Here is a 25,465-nt window from a genome sequence, read left to right as displayed (position 1 = left end):
TGCTTCATACCGCAATACGCCGCGCCACCAGCCGGTTCAGCCAGTCCGGCGTGATTGCGGTCAGCTTGTACAGCAGCGAGGCCTGGGCGCCGACCGGCCAGTGCACCTTGCCCCAGCCGGGGTGCTGCGCGGCTTTCCAGATCACGGCGGCGACGTCCTCAGGCGTCAGGTGCACGCCGAGGCGGCGGATGCTTTGCGCGTTCATGTCGTCGACCATGGCGGTGCGCACGAACAGCGGCATGATGTCGCGCACGCGGATGTCGTGGTCCTGCCATTCGATGTTGAGCGCCTCGGTCAGGCCACGCACGTAGAACTTGGTGGCGGAATAGTTGGCGAGCGAGGCCTGGCCGTAGAAGGCGGCGCTGGAAGCCAGGTTGATGACTTGCGCGCGCGGCGTGGAGGCCAGATAGGCAAAGCCGGCATGGCAGCCATACAGCACGCCCTTGACGTTGATGTCGATCTGCGCGTTGTGCCGGCTCAGGGTGTTGTCCTGCAGCGGGCCGGAGATCAGGATGCCGGCGTTGTTGACCAGCAGGTCGAGCCGGCCGGTGCGGGCGTGGAAGGCGGCTAGCGCGGCATGCCAGTCGTCGGGGCTGCGCACGTCCAGCGGCAGCGCCATGGCCTTGTCGGCGCCGAGTTCGGTTACCAGTTCGGCCATGCCGGCTTCGTCGATATCGCCCATGCCGACGAACCAGCCGCGGGCAGCGAACAGGCGCGTGGTGGCGCGACCGATGCCGGCGGCGGCGCCCGAGATGAACAGGCAGGGGCGGGTGGCTGGCGATGGCGGCATGGACGGCTCCGGATGGGGCTTGGGTGTGGAGGCCCCGGACTGGGCGTCATGGTGACGGAGCGGGACCGGGTGCTGTGCAGGGTGGCGGGACGCTGGCATGGGGAGCTCCATCAGGGCGGTCATGGGAATCTGCGGCAGCGGGAGGTGGCGCAGACGGCTGGTTGGCGGACGGCTGGACCACGGCCCGGGCGAAAGCGCCCAGCCGCCGCAGCGCGTGCCGCGCCGAGGCGAGCTGAAAGGCCTGCAGCTGGAACACGTGCCAGCGTCCGGCGTATTGCTCGTACTGGCAGGGCACGCCGTCACGCCGGGCCAGTTCGGCCAGCCGCTGCGCATCGGACAGCAGCACCTCGTCCTCGCCGACCTGCAGCAGCAGGGGCGGAAAGCCCTGCAGGCCGGCTTCGAGCGGGCGGTGGTCGAGTGCTTCGGGCGGGCAGGCGTACCAGCGCACGGCCTGCTGCAGCCAGTCGGGATGCAGCATGGGGTCACGTGCGGCATGGGTCTGCATGCTGGGGCCGGAAAACGACGGATCGGTGACGGGGGAGAGCAGCATCATGCCGGCGGGCAGGGGCTGCGCCTGCGCGCGCAGGCGCAGCAGCAGGGCCAGTGCCAGCATGCCGCCGGCGGAGTCGCCCGCCACCACGATCTGCTGAGCCTGCAGACCCTGATCCAGCAGGGCCTGCCAGGCGGCAAGTGCATCTTCGAGTGCTGCGGGGTAGGGGTGCTCGGGTGCCAGACGGTAGTCCAGCATCCACGTGGTCAGGCCGGAATAGACGGCCAGCCGGCTGCCGATGCTGCGGTGCGAGTCGGGGCCGCCGATGCAGAAGGCGCCGCCGTGCAGATAGAGCAATGCGCCGGGTGGACTCTCGCCGTGTGGGGTTGCCTCTGTGGCGAACGGCCCGTGCCTGGGGGCGGGTTTCTGCGTTGCATCATGCACTGGGACCGGATGGTCACCGCTGAAGCCATCGCGTCGTGCCAGACGCTCGGCGGGGATGCCTCCGAGACTGGCCCGCTCGCGCCGGATGCCGCGCACGCCGGGCGTGAGCGGGCCCAGCAGGGCGATGATGCGGCGCTGGAAGTCAATCCCGCGCGGCGGGCCGATCAGCCCGCGAAAGCACAGGCGCAGAAAGCCGCGCAGGAAGGCGGCATGCAGGTCTTCCAGCGGTGAGCCCGGCTGCAGCACGCGCTCGGCGCTCGGCAGGCCGGGAATGGGCTGCGTGAAGCGGTAGGCCTGCAGACTGGACCAGCGCGTGCGCCAGCGGTAGCCCAGGGTGAATCCCGGCCAGTTGGTGCTGTTGCGGCCGCGTGCATCCAGGTACCAGCTCTGGCAGCCCTGCCAGGCCGTGTGCTGCAGGGCCTGCTGCACGCGCCGCTCATGCTGGTGGTAGCGCTCGGCATCGACCTCGATCGCGCTGGCGCCACTGCCGCGCAGCGCCTTCAGGCAGCGCATCACGTGGGCGATCTGGCTTTCCAGCATGTAGACGATGGAGCTGTGGCCCAGGTTGGTGTTGGGCCCGTAGAGCATGAAGAAATTGGGGAAGCCCGGCACCGTCATGCCGAGATAGGCGCTGGCGCCGTCCTGCCAGACCGTGTTCAGGTCGATGCCGCCGCGGCCGGTGATGCGCATCGGCGCCAGGAATTCGGTGGCGGTAAAGCCGGTGCCGTAGATCAGCACGTCGGCGCGGTGGAACGTGCCATCCTCCGTTTCCACGCCTTCGGGCACGATGCGGCGGATGGGGGTACACACCAGGGCCACGTTGGGGCGTGCCAGTGTGGCGAGGTAGTCGCTAGAATGCAGGATGCGCTTGCAGCCGATCGGGTAGTCGGGCGTGAGTTGCCGGCGCAGCGCGGGATCCGGCACCTGCTCGCGCAGCAGTTGCCGGAAAGGGCGGCCCACGGCGGGCTGCAGCAGGCTGCGGAATCGGGTGAAGCCCAGGGCGCGGACTTCATGGTGCAGGTAGATGCCGGCGCGGTGCAGCCGCATGCGCCAGGGCTGGGCGGCGAAGCGGGCCTGTGCGTCGGCGCTGTAGGCGTGGTCCGGGCGCGGCAGGATATAGGCCGGGGAGCGCTGGAATACCGACAGCTGCGCCACCTGGCCGGCAATGGCGGGCACGAACTGGAGCGCCGAGGCGCCGGTGCCGATCACGGCCACGCGCTTGTCCTGCAGCGCGCAACCGTGATCCCAGCGGGCGGAGTGGAAGGCCGGTCCGCCAAAGGTGTCGATGCCCTCGATCCGGGGCAGGAGCGGCCGGCTGAGCTGGCCGGTGGCGCTGATCAGCAGGCGGCTGTGCAGGGTTTCGCCATTCTGCAGCGTGACCCGCCAGCGCTGCGCAGCCTCGTCGAAGCGGGCCTCGCGCACTTCGGCGCCGAAGCGCAGATGCGGCAGCAACTGGTACTTGCGGGCGCAGTGCTGCAGGTAGGCGAGGATTTCCGGTTGCTGCGCAAAGTGGCGCGACCAGTTTGGATTGGGCTCGAACGAGAAGGAGTACAGGTGCGAGGGCACGTCGCAGGCGGCGCCGGGATAGGTGTTGTCGCGCCAGACGCCGCCAACGTCGTGCGCCTTTTCCAGCAGCAGGAAATCGCTGATGCCCTGCTTGCGCAGCGCGATCGCCATGCCCAGGCCGCCGAAGCCGCTGCCGATGATGAGCGCGGAGAGGGTTTCTGCGGTCGGGCCCGCATGCGTTCGGGACGACGCTGCGCCGGACGGATCAGTGGGTGCCGGCATGGACGCTCTCTCCGTGGTGTGGGACGCCCGGCCGGATCCGCGACTGTCCCCGGATCAGGTCCACAGCCTTTTCGGCAATCATGATGGTCGGGGCGTTGGTATTGCCGCCGATCAGGGTAGGCATGATGGAGGCATCGACCACGCGCAGACCCTGCAGGCCGTGCACGCGCAATTCGGCGTCGACCACTGCGTCGGCATCGGTGCCCATGCGGCAGGTGCCTACCGGGTGGTAGATGGTTTCGGCGCGCTGGCGGATGATGGCGCGGATGCCTTCGTCGTCGCGCACGTCGGGGGTGAACATGTCGCGCGTGTAGAGCTCGGCCAGCGCCGGTGCCTGCATCAGCCGCTGGGTGATGCGGTAGCCGGCCACCATGTCTTCGAGGTCTTGCGGATGCGAGAGATAGGCAGGGTCGATGCGCGGCGGCAGGGCGGGATCGGCACCCTGCAGGCCGACGCTGCCGCGGCTTTGCGGCCGCAGCAAACAGACGTGGCAGGACAGGCCGTGCCCCCAGTGCAGCTTGCGCGCATGGCTGTCGACCAGCGCAACGACGAAATGCAGTTGCAGGTCGGGGACGGGCAGTTCCGGCCGCGACTTAAGAAAACCGCCGCCTTCGGCAAAGTTGGTGGTGAGCATGCCGCGCCGCGCCCGGCGGAATTGCAGCAACTCGCGCAGCATGCGCCAGCTGCCACGCGAAGAAAACCCGAAGCTGTCCACGCCGCGCACGTTGTAGCCGAAGGTGAAGTCCAGGTGGTCCTGCAGATTGCGGCCGACGCCGGGCAGGTGGTGCACGCTGGCGATGCCATGCTGCTGCAGCAGCGCGCCATCGCCTACGCCGGACAGCATCAGCAGTTGGGGGGATTGCAGGGCGCCTGCGCTCAGCAGCACCTCGCGTCGGGCGTGCAGCCGGTGGCGCTGGCCCTGCAGCAGCACGTCCACTCCCACGGCGCGCCGGCCCTCGAACACGATGCGCTGCACCGCTGCCCGCGTGTGCACGGCGAGGTTGGCGCGCTGTCCGATATGCGGCAGCAGGTAGGCACGCGCCGCGCTCCAGCGTTCGCCGTCCTTCTGCGTGACCTGGTACAGGCCCACACCTTCCTGCTCGGCGCCGTTGAAGTCGCCCGCCAGCGGCAGTCCGGCCTGCCGCGCCGCTTCGAGGTAGCGTGCATGGAACGGGCTGTCGCTGCGCAGATCGCTCACGTGCAGCGGCCCGCTGTTGCCGTGCCAGCGGTCACGGTAGCGCTCGTTGTTTTCGCTGAGGATGAAATAGGGCAGCACATCGTCATACGACCAGCCGGCGTTGCCGAGTGCAGCCCAGTGGTCGTAATCGTGGCGGTGGCCGCGGATGTAGATCATCGCGTTGATCGCCGAGGAGCCGCCCAGGCACTTGCCGCGCGGCTGGTAGGCACGGCGGCCGTTCAGGCCGGGTTGGGGCACACTCTCGAAGGCCCAGTTGTTATAGCGCGTGGGCAGCATGGTGACGGCGCCGCAAGGGATGTTCACCGCCGGACCGCTGCCGCCGCCACCGGCTTCAAGCAGGCATACGCGGGTGCCGGCGTGCTCGCTCAGGCGCCCGGCCAGCACCGAACCGGCCGAGCCGCCGCCGACCACGATGTAGTCAAAATCCGTTTCCATGGCGCGTGCCTGTCTCCCGTTGGGCGGGCGCTCCGACCCGATAAGAATCGCACGCCCGTTCGCTTGTTTTGCGCATGCTACCTTGCCTGCCATGCGCTGTGGGAGTGCGGCACGGCATTTGCGGGAAAGCCCTCACGCCAAGGCGGCTTGCGCACCAGGGTTGCGATGGCGTAGTGCTGGGGGATACTTGCCGGCGTCCGGCGTCCGGCGTCCGGCGTCCGGCGTCCGGCGTCCGGCGTCAGCGGCGTGGCTGGCGGGGCCAACTTACAATGCCCTCAGTTCCTCCATCGATTCGTTTGCCGCCATGTTGACCCAGCACGCCCAGCCCATTGCCGCCATCGCCACCGCAGCAGGACGCGGCGCCGTCGGCATCGTGCGCCTGAGCGGCAAGGGCCTGGCGCCGCTGATAGAGCAGCTGCTGGGCAAGCTGCCGGTCGCGCGTATGGCAAGTTACATGCCGTTTCCGGATGCCGACGGCCAGCCCATCGACCACGGCCTGGCGCTGTGGTTTCCGGCGCCACACAGCTACACCGGCGAGGACGTGCTGGAACTGCAGGCCCACGGTGGCAGCGTGGTGCTGCAGATGCTGCTGGCGCACTGCCTGCAGCAGGGCGAATCGCTGGGCCTGCGCGTGGCGCGTCCGGGCGAATTCACCGAGCGCGCCTTCCTCAACGGCAAGCTGGACCTGGCCCAGGCCGAGGCCGTGGCCGACCTGATCGACGCCAGCACCGAAACTGCCGCCCGCAGCGCCAGCCGCTCGCTCAGTGGCGTCTTCAGCGAGCAGGTGCACACCCTGCGCGATGCGCTGGTACACCTGCGCATGCTGGTCGAGGCCACGCTGGATTTTCCCGAAGAAGACATCGACTTCCTGCAGCAGGCCGATGCGGCGGGCCAGCTGGCGCGCATCGAGGCGCAACTGCATGGCATCCAGAAGCAGGCGCAACAGGGCGCGCTGCTGCGCGAGGGCATCAAGGTGGTGATCGCCGGCCAGCCCAACGCAGGCAAGAGCTCGTTGCTCAATGCGCTGGCCGGGGCCGAACTGGCCATCGTCACGCCGATTGCCGGCACCACGCGCGACAAGGTGACGCAGACCATCCAGATCGAAGGCGTGCCGCTGCACGTGATCGACACGGCCGGCCTGCGCGACACCACCCTGGCCGAGGTGGATGAGGTGGAGAAAATCGGCATCCACCGCGCCTGGGACGAAATCGGCCAGGCCGATGCCGTGCTGTTTCTGCACGACCTGACGCGCGTGGGCGATGCGGACTACGACGCAGCCGATGCCCTGATTGCCGAGCGCCTGCAGGCGCAATTGCCGCCCGCCGTGCCGGTGCTGCACATCGCCAACAAGGCCGATGCCGTGGGGCCGCTGCTGGAGGGCGATGACACCCATCTGGCGCTGTCGGCCAAGACCGGCGCGGGGCTGGATGCGCTGCGCCAGCGCCTGCTGCAGATCGTCGGCTGGCAGTCTGCGCCCGAAGGGGTGTTTATCGCGCGCGAACGCCATGTGCACGCGCTGCGCCGCGTGGCCGGGCATGTGGAACTGGCCAGCGCGCACCTCAATACGCCGATGCCGGCGCTCGACATTTTGGCCGAAGAGCTGCGCCTGGCGCAGAACGCGCTCAACGAGATCACCGGCGAATTCACGCCGGATGATTTGCTGGGGGAGATTTTCGGGAAGTTTTGTATTGGGAAGTGAGTGACAGGGAGTTGCCCGTCATCCAGGAGAACAACGCTTCAAAGAGCGTGCCCCGCAAGCTTGGAGCGATCTTTGGCCGCGCGTCCCAATCAGGAAAAACTCGCCTGGTAGGTCACTGGGTCGAGTATGCAGTGGTCATTCAGTGCACCGGGCAGCTCGAATAGTTTCGGGGATGCGCGAAATTCGAAGAGCCGGTACAGATGAAACTGGTCGCTGAACGCTTTCGAGAAACCAAGCTCGCCGCGTGACACAAAAAAAGGCGTTTCCTTGTTGAAGGTCGTGGTCTTGACTTCAATGAATCGCTCGCGTCCGCTCTCGTCGAAGGATAGTATGTCGTAGCCCAGGCCGTCGCCCTTGTTCACGGAAACATGTTCGACTTTGTCCGCAAGTCGAGGGGCTCCAGAACGAATCAATCTCCAGTGTTCAAATTTGAGAACGAACTGTTCTCCGGCCAGGCCAAGCGAGGCATTGCGGCTCTCCTGTGCAAGATAGTCTCTCTTGACGCCTTCGGAGGCGAAATACTCCTCCGTTTCCTGTGCACGACGCGACACCTTCGGGGCTACAGCCAGCACCTTGGAAAAATCCACATGCGAAGGCGCGGTGGCGGGCAACTGCACTGCGGCCGAGGCCGCGGCATCCACCGGGCTCAATTTCCTGAACCGCTCTTCGACGACTTCGGCCAGGAGTTTCTGATAGTTCGCCCGAGCCAGATATCCCCGGATGCCGGGAATGCCCAGTTTTGCCAGAACCGCACTGATATTTCCATGCTTGAACTCGATGGACGCTTCTGAACGGTTATTGAGCAAAGGCAAGAGCCGTCTTCTGTGATCCGCCTTGCTGTATGCCTGGCCGCTCAATTCGAGCGTCAGCATGTGAAGGTAATCAGCAACAATGGCCTCTATCTCTTCGCGCGTCCATTCCATTGTTGGCCTCCGTTGATCGTAATACGTATGGGTCGCAGCCGTCCGCGACGCCATGTCGAGCCCCGACTGCTCGCGATGGGAGTTTACCTGGATGCCTGAGCCGGCCGCCGCCGATACGCCCCCGGCGCACTCCCCGTCCACTGCCGGAACGCCCGCTGAAAGCAGGTCGCATCCTCGAATCCCACGCGCTGCCCGATCTGCGCCACCGCCAGCCGGCTTTGCGTCAGCAGCTGGATCGCCACGTCGCGCCGCAACTCATCCTTGACTGCCTGGAAGCTGGTGCCTTCCGCCTGCAGCTTGCGCGCCAGCGTGCGTACGGAAAAGTGCAGCGCATCCGCCACTGCAGCGATGGTGACGGGCTGCTCCAGCCGCTGCTGCAGATGCTCGCGCACGCGGTGGCTCACGATGCGCTCGGCAAAGGAGACGAACATCCAGTCCGCCGGAGCGCGCGCCAGAAACGCGGACACCGATTGCTGCCCCTGCCGGATCGGCGTCTGCAACTGCTCCAGATCGAACCAGAGTGCCATCTCCGGCTGCTCGAAGCGCTGCGGCCCCGGATAGAGAAAGACATACTCCGATCCCTGTTCCGGCCGCGCGTGGGTGAAATCGACCTGCGCCAGCGGGATCTTGTGCCCCGCCAGCCAGGACGCCACCCCGTGCACCAGCTTGAGCATCATCTTCTGCGCAAAGGTGTTCTGCCGCACCGCCTCCGTGCGCGGCACCAGTGCCACCTGAACACGCGAGCCCTGCGTACGCAGCACGAAAAGCAGGTCATCCAGCAGCAGCCGGAAGTATTGCGTGAACCGGTACAGCGCCGTCACCAGGCTGGGTGAACCGATCAGGCTCAGGCACAGGAACTTGAGCGTACCGCCGCGCAGCGGGCGCGCAAACATGCCGGGGGTTTCGTCATCGCACTGCTGGGCCAGCAGGCGATACAGGCCGGCGAACTGTTGGTTGGTCACGCGGGCGCCCGCCTGTTGCAGCAAGGCCGGCGCAATGCCGGCACGCAGCACACAGGCCGCCTGCTGGTGCGAATCCAGTGCCGCGCCTTGCAGCAGATCGCGCACGAAATCGATGGGGATGGTGGGAAGGGAGTTTTGCATCACGGTTGGCTGATTATGCAAACTTTTCGGCCAGACTGGCCACTGTCATGCAAAGGCAGCGTGCCTAGAATTGATCCGGTTTTCCTGAAGAAAATCAGGTATAAGTGAAAACCCTTAGCGTGTGCAGCCAGCGGAAACACAGTGCTTCTCATTGGCGCACATTGTCAATATCGACCTTGAACAAGGCAGCGCAGGCTGCCCCTGACCAGATGCATTTCGCCCTTACCGATGAACAGCGCATGATCCAGCAACTCGCCCGCGAGTTCGCCAGCCAGGAGATTGCGCCCTTGTCCGCACAGCACGATCGCGAGCTGAGCTTTCCCTTGCAGGTGCATGCCAAGGCGCTGGAACTCGGCTTGCTCAACATCGCCCTGCCCGCCGAGTTTGGCGGCGCCGGCCTCGGGGCGCTCGAGGTGGCGCTTGTCACCGAGCAGCTCTGTCGCGCCTGCCTCGGCATCGGCACCGCGTTGTGCGTGAATGCGCTCGCGGCCGAGCCCATCCTGCTGGCCGGTACGCCGGAGCAGAAGCAGGCCTGGCTGCCCCGATTCGCAGCCGGCCAATTCGCCAGTTTCGCCCTGACCGAGCCCGGCGCCGGCTCCGACGCCGCCGGCATCCGCAGCACCGCCACCCGCGACGGCAGCGACTACATCCTCAACGGCAGCAAGATGTGGATCTCCAACGCCTCGCTCGCCAGCTTCTTCGTGGTGTTTGCCAAGACCGATCCCGCCGCCGGCCACAAGGGCATCAGCGCCTTCATCGTCGAGCGCGACAGCCCCGGCCTGACCGTGGGCGAGCCGCTGGGCAAGCTCGGCCAGCGCGCCGCACCCACCTGCGAAGTGTTTTTCGATGGCGTGCGCGTGCCGGCGCAGCAGCGTCTGGGCGCTGAAGGCGAGGGCTTTGCCATCGCCATGCGCACCTTCGACCAGTCCCGCCCCATGGTGGCGGCCTTCGGGCTCGGGCTGGTGCAGCGCTGCATCGACGAGGCGCTGCCTTACGCCACCGAGCGCAAGTCCATGGGCCAGCGCCTGATCGACCACCAGGCCGTGGCCCACCATCTGGCAGAGATGCAGATCCGGCTCGAAGCCTCGCGCCTGCTCACCTACCAGTCGGCCTGGCTGGCCGACCAGGGCCAGCGCAACACGCTGCAGGCCTCTGTCGCCAAGGCCTACAGCTCCGACGCCGCCATGTGGGCCGCCACGCAGGCGATCCAGGTGCTGGGCGGCATGGGCTACAGCACCGAATACCCGGTCGAGAAGCTGTTCCGTGATGCCAAGGTGCTGCAGATTTACGAAGGCACCAGCGAGATCCAGCGCAGCATCATCGCGCGCGAGATGGAGCGCGCCCTCGCCAGCGGCGCTTGAAGCCGAAAGCCGACTGACGTCAACCGCAAGGAATTCCCATGACCATCTCTCCCAACGACCCCGTCATCCTCTCCGCCGTGCGCACGCCCTTCGGCAAGCGCAAGGGCGCCCTGCGTGACACCCGCCCCGACGAACTGCTGGCCGGAGTGCTGCAACAGGCGCTGGCGCGCGCCGCCGTGCCTGCCGCGAGAATCGGCGACGTGATTGCCGGCTGTGTCAGCCAGGCCGGCGAGCAGGGCGCCAACATCGCGCGCCAGGCCGTGCTGCTGGCCGGCTTGCCGGAAACCATTCCCGGCGTCAGCCTCAACCGCATGTGCGGCTCCAGCCAGTACGCCGTGCATGCTGCGGCGCAGGCGATTGCCGCCGGCGATCTGGACTTTGCCATCGGCTGCGGCGTGGAAAGCATGAGCCGCGTGCCCATGTTCCTGGATCTGACGCTGGGCCAGCGTGATTTCACCGGATTTGACAATCTGCATCCGCGCATCCTCGAACGCTTTGCCATCCCGCACCAGGTCGAAAGCGCCGAACGCATTGCCGAACACTGGCAGCTCAGCCGCGCTGACTGCGACGCCTTTGCCATCGAAAGCCACCGCCGCGCCCATGCCGCGCGCCAGGCCGGCCTGCATGCCGAAATCACCCCGCTGCCCGGCGTGGACAAGGACGGCAATGCCATGCAGCTCGACCATGACGAAGGCGTGCGTGCCGTGGTCGACCGGGAGCGCATGTCCGGCATGCAGCCGGTGTTCCGCAGCATGGAGGAGGGTGTGGTGACGGCAGCCAACGCCAGCCAGATGTCCGATGGTGCCTCGGCCGTGCTGCTGGCCAGCCGCACCGCGGCCGATGCCCACGGCCTGAAGCCGCGTGCCCGTTTTCGCGCCCGCGTGGTGGTCGGCTCCGATCCGGTGCTGCAGCTCACCGGCGTGATTCCGGCCACCCATGCCGCGCTCAGGCAGGCCGGGCTCAGCCTGGCCGACATGGACTGGATCGAGGTGAACGAGGCTTTTGCCAGCGTGGCGCTGGCCTGGGCGCGTGAATTCAATGCCGATATGGACAGGCTCAACCCCTGGGGCGGCGCCATTGCCCATGGCCACCCGCTGGGCGGCACCGGCGCCGGCCTGCTGGCCAAGATGCTGTCCGGGCTGGACCATGTGGATGGCCGCTTCGGCCTGCAGGTCATGTGCATCGGCCACGGCATGGCCACGGCCACCATCATCGAGCGCCTGCCCGATTGATGGCAGGTGCTTGCGACATAGCCCGGGCGATGCCATCCGATACACAGCCCCAAGTGCAAGCCCAAAACCACAGCGCCATGGAGCGCAATAAAAAAGACTGGAGACACCCATGACCCAATCCCTTTCCCCCGCCATCCGCCGCACCATCCGCAATACCCTGGGTGATGCGCTGCAGCGCGCCGTGCGCCGCTCCCCGAACAAGGAGGCACTGGTGTTCGGCGAGCGCCGCTGGACCTACCAGGACCTGAATCAGGCCGTCAACCGCGTCGCCCATGCGCTGCTGGCGCAAGGCTTGCAGCCCGGCGACCGTGTGGCCGCCTACGGCAAGAACTCCGACGCCTACGTGCTGCTCTGGCTCGCCTGCAACCGCGCCGGCCTGGTGCACGTGCCGGTCAACTTCGCGCTCACCGAAGGTGAACTGCGCTACATCGTCGAGCAGTCCGGCGCGCGTGCGCTGATCCATGACGTCAGCATGCAGGCCCACGTGGAACAGGTCCGCACCAGCCTGCCATGCGCCGTCTACGGCAGCTTCCATGGCGGCAGCGAGTTGGACGTGCTGGCCCTGGCCCAGGGCAACGGCCCGACCGAGGCGCCGGACGTGGACATCGACGAGAACGCCGTCTGCCAGATCCTCTACACTTCCGGCACCACGGCCGCCCCCAAGGGTGCGATGATGACGCACCGCTCGCTGCAGGCCGAATACGCCAGCTGCATCGCCGCGCTCGAGCTGAAGGCCTCCGACCGCTCGCTGGCCTCGCTGCCGCTCTACCACTCTGCGCAGATGCATGTGTTCCTGATGCCGCACCTGCTGGTCGGAGCCACCACGGTGCTGATTCCCGCACCCACGCCCGATGCCTGCTTCGAGGCCATCGCGCAGCACGGCATCACCTCCTTCTTCGCTCCGCCCACGGTCTGGATCGCGCTGCTGCGCCATCCGGGCTTCGCCAGGCACGACCTGTCCAGCCTGCACAAGGGCTACTACGGCGCATCCATCATGCCGGTTCCGGTACTGGAGGAATTGCGCCAGCGTCTGCCGCGCGTGCGCCTGTTCAACTGCTACGGCCAGAGCGAGATCGCCCCACTGGCGACCGTGCTGTCACCCGAAGAGCACGCCATTCAGCCCGCCTCCGCCGGCCGTCCGGTACTCAACGTGGAAACCCGCGTGGTGGACGACCAGATGCAGGACATGCCGCCGGGCGAAATGGGCGAAATCGTGCACCGCTCGCCGCAGGCCATGATCGGTTACTGGGACAAGCCCGATCAGACCGAGGAGGCCTTCGAGGGCGGCTGGTTCCATTCCGGCGACATGGGCTATTTCGACCAGGACGGCTTCCTGTTCGTGGTCGACCGCGTCAAGGACATCATCAATACCGGCGGTGTCGTCGTCTCCAGCCGCGAGGTGGAAGAGTGCCTGTTCACCCATCCTGCCGTGTCCGAAGTGGCGGTGATCGCCCTGCCTGACGAGCGATGGATCGAGGCTGTGACGGCGGTCGTGTGCCTGAAGGACGGCTTCAGCACCACCGAGGAGGAATTGATTGCCTACGCGAAGGAGCGCATGGCGCACTTCAAGGTGCCAAAGAGCGTGCACTTCGTGGATGATCTGCCCCGGAGTACGGCAGGAAAGCTGCTCAAGCGGGAACTTCGCAAGCAATTTGCCGCTGCCTGAAATCCCTCAAGGCAGCGAAGAGCAACTCGGGCCGCAAACAGGATCCTGTCCCGCAAGGGCAGGATACTGCCTGCCGGTTGGGCAGCCCTGCCTCAGGCCCCGCGCAAGGGCCCCCGGTCAATCCCCGACAGCCCGGTATTCACCGAAAACAGCTTGGCATTCACATGCGGAATGCCAAAGCTCTTGAGCCGCGCCGTGTGCATGGCCAGATAGGCCTCGGCACTCTGGCGGTCGGAGAACAGGTAGATGCCGCCCGCTTCCTGCGTCTGCTGGTTTTCGGTCCAGATCTTCCAGATCAGTCCCGCTTCCTGCGCGATGGATTCGGCCAGCCCGCGCATGGCGGTGTGCATGTCTTCGCCCCAGGGCCCCTGGTACGGAAAATCGACTTGCAGCAGGGTAGGCATCAGCGCGCGTCCGGCAGTTCGATCTTCACTTCCAGCACTTCCAGGTTGTCCTGGCGATCCAGCTGCACCTTCAGGTCGTCGGGGTTGATCTTCACGTACTTGGAGATCACTTCGACCAGTTCGCGCTGCAGGGCCGGCAGGTAGTCCGGCTCGGCGGCGCTGCGGCCGCTGCGTTCGTGCGCCAGGATGATCTGCAGACGCTCCTTGGCCACACTGGCCGTCTTCTTCTTTTCGCCGAGCAGGAAGGACAGGAAAGATGCCATGGCTTAGCGACCTCCGAACAGGCGTTTGAAGAAGCCCGGTTTTTCCGCATCGGTAAAGCGCATCGGCTTGTCCTGGCCCAGGAAGCGGTCGATCACGTCCGAGTAGGCCTCGGCCACGTCCGTGCCCTTGGAGTGGATGGCAGGCAGGCCCTGGTTGGACGCCTGCAGCACCGCTTCGGATTCCGGGATCACGCCGATCAGCTTGATGCGCAGGATGTCCTGGATGTCTTCCAGGCTCAGCATCTGGCCATCCGCCACGCGGTTCGGGTTGTAGCGCGTGATCAGCAGGTGCTCCTTGATCGGTTCGGCACCGTCGATGGCGCGTCGCGTCTTGCTGCCCAGCATGCCCAGGATGCGGTCGGAGTCGCGCACCGAGGAGACTTCGGGGTTGGTCACCACCAGCGCCTCGTCGGCAAAGTGCATGGCCATCATGGCGCCACCCTCGATGCCGGCGGGAGAGTCGCACACGATGTACTCGAAGCCCATGCCGTCCAGGTCCTTCAGCACCTTCTCCACGCCCTCGAGCTTGAGCGCATCCTTGTCGCGCGTCTGGCTGGCGGCCAGCACGTACAGGTTGTCGCACTGCTTGTCCTTGATCAGCGCCTGCGTCAGGTTGGCTTCGCCCTGGATCACGTTGATCAGGTCGTACACCACGCGGCGTTCGCAGCCCATGATCAGGTCCAGGTTGCGCAGACCGACGTCGAAGTCGATCACGGCAGTCTTGTGCCCGCGCAGGGCGAGGCCGGCAGCGAAGCTGGCACTGGTGGTGGTCTTGCCCACGCCACCCTTGCCGGAAGTCACGACGACGATTTTGGCCATGTTTGCAGTTTCCTCTGGTTGAATACGTATTTGGTTGGTACAGGGTGTCAGTTCAGGGGCTCGATCAGCAGTTTTTCGCCGTCGAGCCGCACCTGCGCCGGCTTGCCGGCCACTTCGGCGGGCAGCTCGGTTTCGGTGGTCCGGTAGATGCCTGCGATGGACACCAGCTGCGGCTCCATGCAGGTACTGAAAATGCGTGCCTCGGTGTTGCCGCGGGCGCCGGCAATGGCGCGGCCGCGCAGCGGGGCGTAGACGTGGATGTTGCCATCGGCAATCACTTCCGCGCCAAAGCTGACCACGGCCATCACAACCAGATCGCCGCCGCGCGCGTACACCTGCTGGCCCGAGCGCAGCGGCTTGTCGATGACGATGGTGCCGGGAGCGGGGGCAGGTATTTCGCGTACCACTTCCACTTCGCGCACCACTTCCCGCACCTCGGGGGCGGGCGCTGCCGCCACCGGGGCCGCCGCGCGCACTGGCAGTTCCTCGGGCGCCGCCGCCAGGCCGGCCGCCAGCGCCGCCGCCATCTGCTGCTCGCTGCCGCCGCGCACCGCCACTGGCAGCGTGCGGTACTGGCGCAGCAGCGCCACGATGGCCGCGAAATCGATTTCCGCATCGCTCTCGCGCACGGTAGCCAGATCGATCAGCAGGGCATCGTTGTCGAAGAAGTCGGGGTCGTTGGCCAGCTGGGCGGCCAGGTCGGAAGCGAGCGCGCCGGTATCGGCGGTCTTGAGGGCGAGGGCCACCACGGACAGGAAGGCGCTCTTGAATTCAAAGCTGGTGCGGCTCTGGGCCGGCGTTTCGACGGACATGGGTGGCGTTTGAGACAGATCGGCGGTAGCAGGCAGTGTCGCCTGCAAATGCCAAAGTGTACCGCGCGTAACGCAACATCCTGTATCAGCGCGTATCGAAGCGGTGCAGGCGGCACAATCGCTGACGACATTCCCCGGAAAATGGCGCTGCGCCCGTGCCGCGTGGAACAATGTAGCAGGCAGGCCGCAGGTGCTCCGGCGCAGGCTGGCGGGGAACTTCCTGGCATGGTACGGGTCAGCCATGGAGGCGCATGCATGCGCCGCGCTCCCGCAGCAACTGTGGCTGCCTCATCCGATTCGAACAACACACGCACGACAACATGTGGAAAAAAATCAAGGCTCATCCCTGGTGGACGGTGCTGGCACTGGTGCTGCTGGCACTGGCAGGCTGGCTTGTTTATGCGCAATGGTTTGCCAAGCCGCCGGCGCCCCCGCTCATCACCGCGCCGGTGGAGCGCGGCGACATCGAGGATGCGGTACTCGCCTCCGGCACCATCCAGGCGGCCCGTCTGGTGAACGTGGGTTCGCAGGCGTCCGGCCAGGTCAAGAAACTGCACGTCAAGCTCGGTGACGTGGTGCAGGTGGGGCAGCATATTGCCGATATCGACGCCACCACGCAGCAGAACAACCTGAAGGATGCCCAGGCGGCACTCACGTCGGCGCGGGCCCAGCGCGGTGCACGCGAGGCGGCGCTGGTGAAGGCGCGTGCCGAGTTCACGCGCCAGAAGTACATGTACGAGCGCGACGCTGCCAGCAAGGCCGACTACCAGGCGGCCCAGCAGACCCTCGCCGTGGCCCAGGCCGACCTGAAGGCGGCCGATGCCCAGATCGCCCAGTATGCGGTGCGCGCACAGACGGCCCAGGCCAACGTCGGCTACACCCGCATCACTTCGCCTACCACGGGCACGGTGGTGGCCATCGTCACCGAAGAAGGCCAGACGGTGAACGCCAACCAGACGGCGCCCACCATCGTCAAGGTGGCCCAGCTCGACACCATGACCATCCAGGCGCAGATTTCCGAGGCCGACGTGCCGCGCGTCAAGCCCGGCATGAGCGCCTACTTCACCATTCTCGGCGAGCCGGACCGCAACTACCCGGCCACGCTGCGCAGCGTCGAGCCCGGCCCGATCGACATGACCAGCTACGAGGGCAAGGCCACGGCGAGCACCAGCAGCAATGCCGTGTACTACAACGGCCTGCTCGATGCCCCCAACGCCGACGGCAAGCTGCGCATCCAGATGACGGCACAGGTCACCATCGTGCTGCAGCAGGCGAAGAACGTGCTGGCGATCCCGGCCGGCGCGCTGGGCAAGCGCGTCAAGGGCCAGGAGCGCACGTATACGGTGCGTGTGGCCACCGGCGCCAAGGGCGCGCAGACCGTGCAGGAGCGCCAGGTGAAGATCGGCCTGAACAACCGCGTGCAGGCCGAGGTGGTTTCGGGCCTGAAGGAGGGCGAGCAGGTGGTGGTGGGTGATGCCAGCGGCGGCAAGGCCAGCGGCCAGCTGCGCGGCCCGAGGATGTTCTGATGATGGCGCCGGGCGACGCATTGCAAACCGCCTCCCCGGAGGCCCTGGAAGGCCATCCGCTGCTGACGCGCGACGTGGAGCCGACCGTGGCCCAGGGCGTCGAGGGTGCGCCGGTGCCGCCTCCCGTCCGGTCGGGAGAGCCGCTCATGCGCGTGCGCAATGTGGTGCGCGAATACCCGGCCGGCGACGATGTGGTCGCCGTGCTGCAGGACGTGAACCTCGACATCCATGCCGGCGAGATGGTGGCCATCATCGGCGCTTCCGGTTCGGGCAAGTCCACGCTGATGAACATCCTCGGCTGTCTGGACCGGCCCACGCGCGGCAGTTACCAGGTCGAGGGCCGGGAAACCGGCCGCATGGATCCGGACGAGCTGGCGCGCCTGCGGCGCGAGCACTTCGGCTTCATCTTCCAGCGCTACCATCTGATGGGCGACCTGCACGCCGTCGGCAACGTGGAGATTCCTGCCATCTACGCCGGCGTGCCTCCTGCGGAACGCCACGAACGCGCGCGCCGCCTGCTGACCCGGCTCGGCCTGGCCGAACGCCTGGGCAACAAGCCGGGCCAGCTCTCCGGCGGCCAGCAGCAGCGCGTCTCCATCGCGCGCGCGCTGATGAATGGCGGCGATGTGATCCTGGCCGACGAGCCCACCGGCGCGCTCGACCAGGCCAGTGGCCACGAGGTGATGAACATCCTCAAGGAACTGCACGCCGACGGCCATACCGTCATCCTGGTCACGCACGACGCGAGCGTGGCGGCACACGCCCAGCGCATCGTCGAGCTCAGCGACGGGCGCATCGTCTCCGACCGGCTCAATCCCGGCGCCAATACCGAGCTGGCCGTCAAGGACGACTCCGACGTGCCGCAGCAGAAGAACAGCTGGGCCGCCGCCTGGGGCCGCTTCGGCGAGGCGGCGCAGATGGCCGTGCGCGCCATGATCGGCCACAAGATGCGCACGCTGCTCACCATGCTCGGCATCATCATCGGCATTGCCTCGGTGGTCTCGGTGGTGGCGCTGGGCGAGGGCTCGCGCCAGAAGATCCTCAGCGACATCAGCGGCATGGGCACCAACACCATCGACATCATGCCGGGCTCCGGCTTTGGGGACCGCACCTCCGGCCGCATTCGCACCCTGGTGCCTTCCGATGCGCAGGCCATGCTGCGGCTGCGCTATGTCGACAGCGTCTCGCCCAACGTCAGCACCACGCGCACGCTGCGGCGCGGCAACCTCGACAAGACGGCCACCATCAATGGCGTGGGCGAGCAGTTCTTCCGCGTGCGCGGCTACACGGTGGCCGATGGCGCGCTGTTCGACGAGGACAGTGTCCGGCGCCAGACCCAGGATGCGGTGATCGATTCCAATACCTACGAGGCCTTCTTCCAGCCGGGCGAGCATGCCGTGGGCAAGGTGCTGCTGATCGGCACCGTGCCAGTGCGCGTGATCGGCGTGACGGAGAAGAAGGAGAGCCCCTTCGGCAACCCCGATGCGCTGAACGTCTGGCTGCCCTACACCACGGTGATGGGCCGGCTGATGGGTACCAGCCACCTGCGTTCCATCACGGTGCGCGTACGCGACGACGCCGACAGCACGGCGGCCGAATCCGGCATCACGCAGATGCTGACGCAGCGCCACGGCAAGCAGGACTTCTTCACCATGAACTCCGACAGCATTCGGCAGACCGTGGAAAAGACCACGGCCACCATGACGCTGCTGGTGTCCGCCATTGCGCTGATCTCGCTGGTGGTGGGCGGCATCGGGGTGATGAACATCATGCTGGTGTCGGTCACCGAGCGCACGCAGGAAATCGGCGTGCGCATGGCCGTGGGAGCGCGCCAGGGCGATATCCTCAAGCAGTTCCTGATCGAGGCGGTGCTGGTCTGCCTGATCGGCGGCGTGCTGGGCATTGCGCTGGCGCTGCTGATCGGCTGGGCGTTCGACTATCTCAGCGGCGGCAACTTCAGCATGGTGTTCTCGGTGGCTTCCATCATCGCTGCCTTCTCCTGTTCCACCCTGATCGGCGTGCTGTTCGGCTATCTGCCGGCCAAGCGCGCGGCCCAGCTCGATCCGGTGGATGCCCTGACCCGACAATGAGCACTCGCATGGCTTCCCTTCGTCCTGTTCCCGTTTTCCGTCCGGCACTGCAGCGTGGCCTGGCGGCCCTCGCTGCAGCCGGCGTCCTGGCCGGCTGTGCCAGCACCGCAACGCCCACTCCGGCAGTGCAGGTGCCGGCGCAGTGGCAGCACGCCCGCGGCGCCACCCCAGGCCAGGCCTTGCCGGACCGCTGGTGGCAGGCCTTCGGCGATCCGCAGCTGGACCGTCTGGTCGAACTGGCATTGCAGCGCAATGCCAACCTGGCACAGGCGGCGTACAAGGTGCGCAATGCCCAGCTGCAGGCCGGCAATGCCGCCGACAACCGCCTGCCCACGCCCAGTGCCAGTGTCAACACCAATGCCAGCCGCCCGCTGGATGGCGATGGCGGCACCAACCGCAACTACAGCGCCAGCCTGGGCGTAAGCTGGGAGGCCGATCTGTGGGGCAAGCTCGCCACGCAGCAGCGCATGGCCGACTGGGAAGCCGTTGCCACCGAGCAGGACCGCCAGGCGGCAGCCCATGCGCTGGTCGCCACAGTTGCCAGGACCTGGTGGCAGCTCGCCGTGAACGAGAACAAGCTGGCCAGCCAGCGCCAGAGCCTGGCGCGTGCCGGCAAGACGCTGCAGCTGGCCGAAGTGCAATACCGCGCGGGCGCCATCTCGGGGCTGGATCTGGCGCAGGCACGCCAGTCGCAGGCTAGCCAGCAGGCTGCCATCCACCAGCTGGAGCAGCAGGGCACCGAGTTGCGCAATGCCCTGGCCATCCTGTTCGACCAGCCGCCGGGCCAGCTGCCGCCCGAGGTCGGTAAGCCGCGCCTGCCCAATCTGGCGCGCCTGCCCGTGGTTCCGGCCGGTGTGCCGGCCGAGCTGCTCGGCCGCCGCCCCGACCTGCAGGCGGCCGAACTGCGCCTGCGTTCCTCGCTGGCCAACGTCGATGCCGTGCGCAAGAGCTACTACCCCACGCTCAGCCTCACAGGCAGCCTGGGCGGCAGCAGCAATGCGCTGTCGCAACTGCTGAGCAATCCGGTCGGCACACTGGGCGCCGGCCTGATCCTGCCGTTCCTGAAGGCAGGCGAGATGCAGCGCAATACGTCCATTGCGCAGAACAGCTACGAGCAGGCCGTGCTCGGCTTCCGCCAGACGCTGTACCAGGCCTTTGCCGACGTGGAGAATGCCCTGTCCGGCCGCACCAACCTGCAGCAGCAGGCCGCGCAGCTGCAGCAGGCGCTGGCCCAGGCCGAACGGGCCGAGCAGCTGATGGAAGTACGCTACCGCGCCGGCGCCGTGCCGCTCAAGTTCTGGCTGGATGCGCAGGAAACGCGCCGCAGCGCCGCGCTGGCGCTGCAGGACGTGCAACTGGCGCGGCTGGTGAACCTGGTCACGCTGTACCAGGCGCTGGGCGGCAGCCCGCTGCTGGCGCCGGTGCCGCTGGAACAGGCGCCCCTGCGCACGCAGCCGGCGGAGACTGCCACCATCGGCGCCTGACGGCGCTGGTTTTCCCTGCCATTGCGCCGGCTTGCGTCCGGTCAGGCGTGGAGCGCGCAAGCCTACACTACAATAACAGGCACATTTGCCGGCCTGTGCCCGCAGAAGGTGCACCGGTTTTTCGCATGCGGCGCCGCATCCGTCCATTGACACACAGAGACATCCCAACACCATGCAAGTCTTGAAAGCACCCCAGGCCCAGGTCCTCACTGCCCTGCAATCGGTGGCCGGCATCGTCGAACGCCGCCACACGCTGCCGATCCTGGCCAACGTGCTGCTGCGCAAGCATGGCGAGATGATCCAGCTCATCACCAGCGATCTGGAAATCCAGATCCGCACCACCGCCCAGCTCGGCGGTGACGAGGGCGACTTCAGCACCACGGTCGGCGCGCGCAAGCTGATCGACATCCTGCGCACCATGCCGGCCGACCAGATCGTCAGCCTCGAATCCAGCCAGAACCGCCTGATTCTCAAGGGCGGCAAGAGCAAGTTCACGCTGCAGACCCTGCCGGCCGAAGACTTCCCGCTGGTGCAGGAAGCGGCCAGCTTCGGTCCCTCCTTCAGTGTGCCGCAGAAGGTGCTCAAGCAACTGCTGTCGCAGGTGTCTTTCGCCATGGCCGTGCATGACATCCGCTACTACCTCAACGGCATCCTGTTCGTGGCCGAAGGCAAGAAGCTCAGCCTGGTCGCCACCGACGGCCACCGCCTGGCCTTCACCAGCGCCACGCTGGATGTGGAAGTGCCCAAGCAGGAAGTGATCCTGCCGCGCAAGACCGTGCTCGAGCTGCAACGCCTGCTGTCCGACGCCGAAGGCGCGATCGAGATGCAGTTCGCCAACAACCAGGCCAAGTTCGGTTTTGGCGGCATGGAGTTCGTCACCAAGCTGGTCGAGGGCAAATTCCCCGATTACAACCGCGTCATCCCCAAGGACCACCGCAACCAGGTCACGCTGGGCCGCGCGCCGCTGCTGGCGGCGCTGCAGCGCACCGCGATTCTGACCAGCGAGAAGTTCAAGGGCGTGCGCCTCAACTTCGATGCCAACACCCTGCGCGTGGCCTGCAACAACGCCGAGCAGGAAGAGGCAGTGGATGAACTCGACATCGACTACAGCGGCGATCCGATCGAGATCGGCTTCAACGTCACCTACCTGATGGATGCCCTGGGCAACATGGGCCAGGACATGGTCAGCGTGGCCCTGCAGGACAGCAACAGCTCCGCGCTGGTCACCATCCCCGAGAACGAGCAGTTCAAGTACGTCGTGATGCCCATGCGCATCTGATACGCATGGGTGGCAGGCGTCATGCTGCAATGCAGCATGACGTTTAATTGTCGCATCCGGGACATTTATCCCTGAAAACGACGGGATTTGGCTTCCTTTTGTCGTGAAACTGTTTGTAGAATAGCGCAAAACATAGGGTTTACCCTGAACTTACCCGGTTCAGGGGTCAGCGTCATGGCGGTACTGATCCGTGTCCTGTCGCTCCTGCGTGCACAGCGCGGGGCCGGGCACGGCGGTTGATCACCTTGCCGCCTTGCGTGCGCATCCTTCCCAGTTTCGGTATCACATGGACGGGAGGGTGCATGGCTGTTTTCTCTCCCATTCAGGTCTTTCCATGTCTACCGAATCCCGCGTACTCCATCCCGCCTTCCGTCAGAAAATCATGAGCGCCGAGCAGGCCGCTGCCCACATCATGCCCGGCGACAACATCGGCATGAGCGGCTTCACCGGCTCCGGCTCACCCAAGCTGGTGCCGATCGAGCTGGCCAAGCGCATCGAGGCGGCCCATGCCCGCGGCGAAAACTTCCGCGTCGGCGTCTGGACCGGTGCCTCCACCGCGCCCGAACTGGACGGCGCGCTGGCCAAGGTCAACGGCATCGAGATGCGCCTGCCCTACCAGTCCGACCCGATCTGCCGTACCAAGATCAACGAAGGCACCATGCAGTACGCCGACATCCACCTGTCGCACGTGGCGCAGTACGTGTGGTTCGGCTTCTATGGCAAGCTGAACGTGGCCGTGGTCGAAGTGACGGCCGTGCTCGAAGACGGCTCGCTGGTGCCCTCCACCTCCATCGGCAACAACAAGACCTGGCTGGACCAGGCCGACAAGATCATCCTGGAAGTCAACAGCCGCCAGAGCATGGCGCTGCAGGGCATGCACGACATCTACTACGGCACCCAGGTGCCGCCGCATCGCCTGCCGATCCCGATGACGCACAGCGACAACCGCATCGGCACGCCCTATCTGCGCGTGGATCCGGCCAAGGTGGTGGCGGTGGTGGAAACCGACCACAGCGACCGCAACACCGCCTTCAGCGCGCCCGATGCCGAATCCGAGCAGATCGCTGCCCACCTGCTGGAGTTCTTCCAGCACGAGGTGAAGCTGGGCCGCCTGCCCTCCAGCCTGCTGCCGCTGCAATCCGGCGTGGGCAACATCGCCAACGCCGTGCTGGCAGGCCTGAACAAGGGCCCGTTCAACAACATGACGGCCTACACCGAAGTGCTGCAGGACGGCATGCTGGACATGATCGCCTCCGGCAAGCTGCGCCACGCGTCCGCCACGGCCATCAGCCTGAGCGAGAACGGCCTGAAGTATTTCGAGGAAAACATCGAGGCCCTGCGCAGCCGCATCCTGCTGCGCCCGCAGGAAATTTCCAACCACCCCGAGCTGATCCGCCGCCTGGGCATTCTGGCCATGAACGGCATGATCGAGGCCGACATCTACGGCAACGTGAACTCCACGCACATCATGGGCACGCGCATCATGAACGGCATCGGCGGTTCCGGCGACTTTGCGCGCAACGCCTACATCTCGGTGTTCATGACGCCGTCCACCGCCAAGGGCGGCAACATCTCCTGCATCGTGCCCATGGTAAGCCACGTGGACCACACCGAGCACGACGTGCAGGTGCTGGTGACGGAGCAGGGCCTGGCCGACCTGCGCGGCCTGGCGCCCAAGGCGCGCGCCAAACTGGTGATCGAGAAGTGCGCGCATCCGAGCTTCAAGGACCAGCTCACCGACTACTACGAGCGCGCACTGCGCGAGTCGCCCGGCAAGCACACGCCGCACATCCTGACCGAGGCGCTGTCCTGGCACCAGCAGTTCGAGGAAACCGGCACGATGAAGCGCGGCTGATCCGGCTGGAATCCGGGAGTGTAGCAAGGCTTCCGGCATCCGCTGCCTGCCGCGCCTCGTGGGGCGCTGCGGCAGATCCAGAAAAGGGCAGGGCGGACAATGTCTGCGCCTGTCCTTTTTTCTTGCGCTTGCGCCGGCCCCGGTCACTCCGGGGCAGAACTGCTGTGCTGGGCGCGTTATCATCGACCTATCTTTACCTGCAACGAGCCGTAACATGCAACGACGTACTTTCGCAACCCGCACCGCCCTTTCCCTGATCGCCGCTTCCGCCCTGCTGTGGGGCTGCAGCAAGTCCGCGCCCGAGCAGGCCGCCAGCGCTGCTGCCAGTGCCGGCGCCGCCGCCGCTGCCAGCTACACCAAGGTGGTGGTGGGCCTGGACGACAACTTCCCGCCCATGGGCTTCCGTGACGAGAAGGGCGAGCTGGTCGGCTACGACATCGACATGGCACGCGAGGCCGGCAAGCGCCTGGGCATCGAGATGGAATTCAAGCCGATTGACTGGAGCGCCAAGGAGGCCGAACTCAACGGCAAGCGCGTGGACATGCTGTGGAACGGCATGACCATCACCGAAGAGCGCAAGAAGAACGTCGCCTTCACCAAGCCCTACATGCAGAACCACCAGATCATCATCGTGACCGCCAAGTCGCCGGTGCAGGCCAAGGCGGACCTGTCCGGCAAGGTGGTGGGTGTGCAGGATGGCAGCAGCGCCGTCGATGCCGTGGCCAAGGAAGCCGATCTGGCCAAGTCGATGAAGGAAATCAAGAAGTTCGGTGACAACGTCGCCGCGCTGATGGACCTGAACACCGGGCGCCTCGATGCCGTGGTGGCGGACGAGGTGGTGGGCCGCTACTACACCAGCAAGAAGCCGGGCGAATACCGGGTGCTGGAAGAGAACTTCGGCAGCGAGGACTACGGCGTGGGCCTGCGCAAGGAAGACACCGAGCTGCTGGCCAAGCTGGACAATGCGCTCGACGCGATGAAGACCGACGGCACGGCGCAGAAGATCTACGCCAAGTGGTTCGAGGAAGCCAAGAAATAAAGGGGAAGCACGGCGGCCTCTGCAGGAAGGAGGCCGCCTGCCATCAACGCGTGGCCGTAGCGGCGCTGGCGGAATCGAGCGCAAACAGGCGCTGCAGTTGCGCCATGGCGATGTCGTACGGATCGATCTGCATTTCCGCCCGGCACAGCACGATGGCACCCTGCACGGTGGACAGGAACAGCATGACGAACTCCTCCGGCGCAGCCATGCCCGAGCGTTTCATGGCTCGTACCACGGCCGCGTGCAGGCGGGCAAAGGCGAGGCGGTTGACTTCGTCCAACTGCATGCCGGCATTCGAAAGCACCGCGGCGGCAATGGCGCAGCCGGCCTCGCAATCGTTGCTCAGCAGCTTGTTGCGCCAGAGCAGGACCAGTTGCTCCAGCATGGCCGCCGGCGTACTGGCGCGCAGCTCGTTCAGGGCGTTCTCGAGCTGGTCGGCGAACCAGTCCAGCGCCGCCTCGATCAGTTCCTGCTTGCCGCCGGGAAAATGGTGGTAAATGGAGCCCCGGGAGGCTCCGGTCAGCAGCAGCACCTCCGCGAAGGAAGTGCCCGGCACGCCCCTACGCGCCACAACCTGGGCAGCGCATGCAATCATGCGATCGCGCATACTGGGCTGCGACATGAATGGTGTCTCCAATCTCTGGTGGTCTGAATGCTGGAACCGTGTGCTCTCGCGTGAAATTCTCCACACACTGATTGAGTATATCGACCGGTTTTCCGGTGGCTATGCCGGCCGGCATACTCGCTTGGGAGAATGGGAGTGCT

20 protein-coding genes are annotated in these 25,465 nt (G+C 66.3%); 10 read left to right on the top strand and 10 right to left on the bottom strand.

Annotated features, from left to right (window positions below; translation table 11 throughout):
• Window positions 1-4: 4 nt before the first annotated feature.
• From ACX36O_RS12445 to ACX36O_RS12435, 3 genes are read right to left on the bottom strand one after another with little or no spacing between them, the layout of a single operon-like run.
• The gene (locus tag ACX36O_RS12445; protein ID WP_213362010.1) at window positions 5-790 is read right to left on the bottom strand and encodes an SDR family oxidoreductase; all 786 of its coding nucleotides are present in this window, start codon (window positions 788-790) and stop codon (window positions 5-7) included.
• 46 nt (window positions 791-836) lie between these two features.
• Window positions 837-3,512 carry a flavin-containing monooxygenase gene (locus tag ACX36O_RS12440; protein WP_488359846.1) on the bottom strand — a complete coding sequence of 892 codons (2,676 nt, stop codon included), beginning with the start codon at window positions 3,510-3,512 and terminating at the stop codon, window positions 837-839.
• Complete coding sequence (locus ACX36O_RS12435; RefSeq protein WP_371687038.1) at window positions 3,496-5,145, bottom strand: GMC family oxidoreductase; 1,650 nt, start codon at window positions 5,143-5,145, stop codon at window positions 3,496-3,498. The genes ACX36O_RS12440 and ACX36O_RS12435 overlap by 17 nt, the downstream gene beginning before the upstream one ends.
• Before the next feature lie 304 nt (window positions 5,146-5,449).
• On the opposite strand from ACX36O_RS12435, the gene mnmE reads away from it, so the two are divergent.
• Window positions 5,450-6,844, top strand: a complete 1,395-nt coding sequence (mnmE, locus tag ACX36O_RS12430) for a tRNA uridine-5-carboxymethylaminomethyl(34) synthesis GTPase MnmE (protein ID WP_488359845.1) — start codon at window positions 5,450-5,452, stop codon at window positions 6,842-6,844.
• Between the two features lie 89 nt (window positions 6,845-6,933).
• On the opposite strand, the gene ACX36O_RS12425 is transcribed toward mnmE, so the two are convergent.
• Both ACX36O_RS12425 and ACX36O_RS12420 read right to left on the bottom strand, forming a co-directional pair.
• Window positions 6,934-7,767 carry a protein NO VEIN domain-containing protein gene (locus tag ACX36O_RS12425; protein ID WP_488359844.1) on the bottom strand — a complete coding sequence of 278 codons (834 nt, stop codon included), beginning with the start codon at window positions 7,765-7,767 and terminating at the stop codon, window positions 6,934-6,936.
• 83 nt (window positions 7,768-7,850) lie between these two features.
• Window positions 7,851-8,870 carry an AraC family transcriptional regulator gene (locus ACX36O_RS12420; protein WP_213362006.1) on the bottom strand — a complete coding sequence of 340 codons (1,020 nt, stop codon included), beginning with the start codon at window positions 8,868-8,870 and terminating at the stop codon, window positions 7,851-7,853.
• A 209-nt stretch (window positions 8,871-9,079) separates the two neighbouring features.
• On the opposite strand from ACX36O_RS12420, the gene ACX36O_RS12415 reads away from it, so the two are divergent.
• From ACX36O_RS12415 to ACX36O_RS12405, 3 genes are all read left to right on the top strand, one after another.
• Window positions 9,080-10,231: an acyl-CoA dehydrogenase family protein gene (locus tag ACX36O_RS12415; RefSeq protein ID WP_213362005.1), complete on the top strand. Its 1,152-nt coding sequence runs from the start codon at window positions 9,080-9,082 to the stop codon at window positions 10,229-10,231.
• Window positions 10,232-10,269: 38 nt separating this feature from the next.
• Window positions 10,270-11,463, top strand: a complete 1,194-nt coding sequence (locus ACX36O_RS12410) for a thiolase family protein (protein WP_213362004.1) — start codon at window positions 10,270-10,272, stop codon at window positions 11,461-11,463.
• 109 nt (window positions 11,464-11,572) lie between these two features.
• Window positions 11,573-13,129 (top strand): acyl-CoA synthetase, encoded by a 1,557-nt coding sequence (locus ACX36O_RS12405; RefSeq protein WP_371687013.1) that lies wholly within the window; start codon window positions 11,573-11,575, stop codon window positions 13,127-13,129.
• A 92-nt stretch (window positions 13,130-13,221) separates the two neighbouring features.
• Here the strand turns inward: ACX36O_RS12405 and ACX36O_RS12400 are convergent, their stop codons facing one another.
• From ACX36O_RS12400 to minC, 4 genes are read right to left on the bottom strand one after another with little or no spacing between them, the layout of a single operon-like run.
• Window positions 13,222-13,533 carry a monooxygenase gene (locus tag ACX36O_RS12400; protein ID WP_488359843.1) on the bottom strand — a complete coding sequence of 104 codons (312 nt, stop codon included), beginning with the start codon at window positions 13,531-13,533 and terminating at the stop codon, window positions 13,222-13,224.
• Window positions 13,533-13,796 (bottom strand): cell division topological specificity factor MinE, encoded by a 264-nt coding sequence (minE, locus tag ACX36O_RS12395; protein WP_213362001.1) that lies wholly within the window; start codon window positions 13,794-13,796, stop codon window positions 13,533-13,535. The genes ACX36O_RS12400 and minE overlap by 1 nt, the downstream gene beginning before the upstream one ends.
• Before the next feature lie 3 nt (window positions 13,797-13,799).
• Entirely contained in the window at window positions 13,800-14,615 is an 816-nt protein-coding gene (minD, locus tag ACX36O_RS12390) for a septum site-determining protein MinD (RefSeq protein ID WP_091812675.1), read from the bottom strand.
• A gap of 47 nt (window positions 14,616-14,662) precedes the next feature.
• Window positions 14,663-15,427 carry a septum site-determining protein MinC gene (gene minC, locus ACX36O_RS12385; protein ID WP_371687014.1) on the bottom strand — a complete coding sequence of 255 codons (765 nt, stop codon included), beginning with the start codon at window positions 15,425-15,427 and terminating at the stop codon, window positions 14,663-14,665.
• Between the two features lie 320 nt (window positions 15,428-15,747).
• Between minC and ACX36O_RS12380 the strand changes: the two genes are divergently transcribed.
• The 6 genes from ACX36O_RS12380 to ACX36O_RS12355 all read left to right on the top strand — a co-directional run bounded on the left by ACX36O_RS12380 (window position 15,748) and on the right by ACX36O_RS12355 (window position 24,700).
• Window positions 15,748-16,953, top strand: a complete 1,206-nt coding sequence (locus tag ACX36O_RS12380; protein WP_213361997.1) for an efflux RND transporter periplasmic adaptor subunit — start codon at window positions 15,748-15,750, stop codon at window positions 16,951-16,953.
• Between the two features lie 146 nt (window positions 16,954-17,099).
• Window positions 17,100-19,043, top strand: coding sequence for a MacB family efflux pump subunit (locus ACX36O_RS12375; protein ID WP_213362767.1), 1,944 nt, complete (start codon window positions 17,100-17,102; stop codon window positions 19,041-19,043).
• Between the two features lie 8 nt (window positions 19,044-19,051).
• Window positions 19,052-20,527 (top strand): efflux transporter outer membrane subunit, encoded by a 1,476-nt coding sequence (locus ACX36O_RS12370; RefSeq protein WP_488359842.1) that lies wholly within the window; start codon window positions 19,052-19,054, stop codon window positions 20,525-20,527.
• 172 nt (window positions 20,528-20,699) lie between these two features.
• Window positions 20,700-21,806 (top strand): DNA polymerase III subunit beta, encoded by a 1,107-nt coding sequence (gene dnaN, locus ACX36O_RS12365; RefSeq protein ID WP_371687016.1) that lies wholly within the window; start codon window positions 20,700-20,702, stop codon window positions 21,804-21,806.
• A gap of 334 nt (window positions 21,807-22,140) precedes the next feature.
• A complete protein-coding gene (scpC, locus tag ACX36O_RS12360) occupies window positions 22,141-23,661 on the top strand; it encodes a succinyl-CoA:acetate CoA-transferase ScpC (protein ID WP_371699031.1) in 1,521 nt (506 codons plus the stop codon).
• A 214-nt stretch (window positions 23,662-23,875) separates the two neighbouring features.
• Window positions 23,876-24,700, top strand: a complete 825-nt coding sequence (locus tag ACX36O_RS12355) for an amino acid ABC transporter substrate-binding protein (protein ID WP_213361986.1) — start codon at window positions 23,876-23,878, stop codon at window positions 24,698-24,700.
• 43 nt (window positions 24,701-24,743) lie between these two features.
• On the opposite strand, the gene ACX36O_RS12350 is transcribed toward ACX36O_RS12355, so the two are convergent.
• Window positions 24,744-25,322 carry a TetR/AcrR family transcriptional regulator gene (locus ACX36O_RS12350; RefSeq protein WP_371687018.1) on the bottom strand — a complete coding sequence of 193 codons (579 nt, stop codon included), beginning with the start codon at window positions 25,320-25,322 and terminating at the stop codon, window positions 24,744-24,746.
• Window positions 25,323-25,465: the final 143 nt, after the last annotated feature.

It is taken from the genome of Brachymonas sp. KE5 (assembly GCF_057773645.1).
Note: the sequence above shows the minus strand (reverse complement) of the source record. Positions and strands in the feature narration are given on the sequence as shown.

Excerpts from the sequence above, each read along its gene's own strand:
- dnaN (WP_371687016.1), top strand. The coding sequence starts at position 20,700 with ATGCAAGTCTTGAAAGCACCCCAGGCCCAGGTCCTCACTGCCCTGCAA.
- ACX36O_RS12405 (WP_371687013.1), top strand. The coding sequence starts at position 11,573 with ATGACCCAATCCCTTTCCCCCGCCATCCGCCGCACCATCCGCAATACC.
- minD (WP_091812675.1), bottom strand. The coding sequence starts at position 14,615 with ATGGCCAAAATCGTCGTCGTGACTTCCGGCAAGGGTGGCGTGGGCAAG.
- scpC (WP_371699031.1), top strand. The coding sequence starts at position 22,141 with ATGTCTACCGAATCCCGCGTACTCCATCCCGCCTTCCGTCAGAAAATC.
- mnmE (WP_488359845.1), top strand. The coding sequence starts at position 5,450 with ATGTTGACCCAGCACGCCCAGCCCATTGCCGCCATCGCCACCGCAGCA.
- ACX36O_RS12380 (WP_213361997.1), top strand. The coding sequence starts at position 15,748 with ATGTGGAAAAAAATCAAGGCTCATCCCTGGTGGACGGTGCTGGCACTG.
- ACX36O_RS12420 (WP_213362006.1), bottom strand. The coding sequence starts at position 8,870 with ATGCAAAACTCCCTTCCCACCATCCCCATCGATTTCGTGCGCGATCTG.
- ACX36O_RS12425 (WP_488359844.1), bottom strand. The coding sequence starts at position 7,767 with ATGGAATGGACGCGCGAAGAGATAGAGGCCATTGTTGCTGATTACCTT.
- minE (WP_213362001.1), bottom strand. The coding sequence starts at position 13,796 with ATGGCATCTTTCCTGTCCTTCCTGCTCGGCGAAAAGAAGAAGACGGCC.
- ACX36O_RS12440 (WP_488359846.1), bottom strand. The coding sequence starts at position 3,512 with ATGCCGGCACCCACTGATCCGTCCGGCGCAGCGTCGTCCCGAACGCAT.
- ACX36O_RS12400 (WP_488359843.1), bottom strand. The coding sequence starts at position 13,533 with ATGCCTACCCTGCTGCAAGTCGATTTTCCGTACCAGGGGCCCTGGGGC.
- ACX36O_RS12415 (WP_213362005.1), top strand. The coding sequence starts at position 9,080 with ATGCATTTCGCCCTTACCGATGAACAGCGCATGATCCAGCAACTCGCC.
- ACX36O_RS12410 (WP_213362004.1), top strand. The coding sequence starts at position 10,270 with ATGACCATCTCTCCCAACGACCCCGTCATCCTCTCCGCCGTGCGCACG.
- minC (WP_371687014.1), bottom strand. The coding sequence starts at position 15,427 with ATGTCCGTCGAAACGCCGGCCCAGAGCCGCACCAGCTTTGAATTCAAG.
- ACX36O_RS12435 (WP_371687038.1), bottom strand. The coding sequence starts at position 5,145 with ATGGAAACGGATTTTGACTACATCGTGGTCGGCGGCGGCTCGGCCGGT.
- ACX36O_RS12370 (WP_488359842.1), top strand. The coding sequence starts at position 19,052 with ATGGCTTCCCTTCGTCCTGTTCCCGTTTTCCGTCCGGCACTGCAGCGT.
- ACX36O_RS12350 (WP_371687018.1), bottom strand. The coding sequence starts at position 25,322 with ATGTCGCAGCCCAGTATGCGCGATCGCATGATTGCATGCGCTGCCCAG.
- ACX36O_RS12445 (WP_213362010.1), bottom strand. The coding sequence starts at position 790 with ATGCCGCCATCGCCAGCCACCCGCCCCTGCCTGTTCATCTCGGGCGCC.
- ACX36O_RS12375 (WP_213362767.1), top strand. The coding sequence starts at position 17,100 with ATGCGCGTGCGCAATGTGGTGCGCGAATACCCGGCCGGCGACGATGTG.
- ACX36O_RS12355 (WP_213361986.1), top strand. The coding sequence starts at position 23,876 with ATGCAACGACGTACTTTCGCAACCCGCACCGCCCTTTCCCTGATCGCC.